Origin of the sequence: Clostridioides sp. ES-S-0001-03 (assembly GCF_020676075.1) — a bacterium.
In the GTDB taxonomy this organism is placed as follows: Bacteria; Bacillota; Clostridia; order Peptostreptococcales; family Peptostreptococcaceae; genus Clostridioides.
The window spans coordinates 1-272 of sequence record NZ_JACVWJ010000051.1; the positions used below are offsets into that span (position 1 = coordinate 1).

Genomic DNA, 272 nt, shown 5'->3' on the forward strand with positions numbered 1-272 from the left:
TTAAAAAGGTTTGATAGATTAGAAGCTATCAACTTCGATAATTTTTAAAAGTTATCAGCTTTATATATTACAAATTAGATGTCATATCACTAAATATATATATGCAGTTTTCAAAGTGCTAACGCACGTCGCCAACGAATAAATTCTGTTGCTCAAAGTGCTAATTGAGTATTCGTAAAAACGAACCCTCAAAATTAAACAGTAGGCAATTCTCCTTAGAAAGGAGGTGATCCAGCCGCACCTTCCGATACGGCTACCTTGTTACGACTTCA

At 34.6% G+C, this 272-nt stretch carries 1 rRNA gene; it reads right to left on the reverse strand.

The window, feature by feature from the left end:
* Positions 1–219 precede the first annotated feature (219 nt).
* A 16S ribosomal RNA gene (locus IC174_RS20885) occupies positions 220–272 on the reverse strand; the annotation flags it as partial.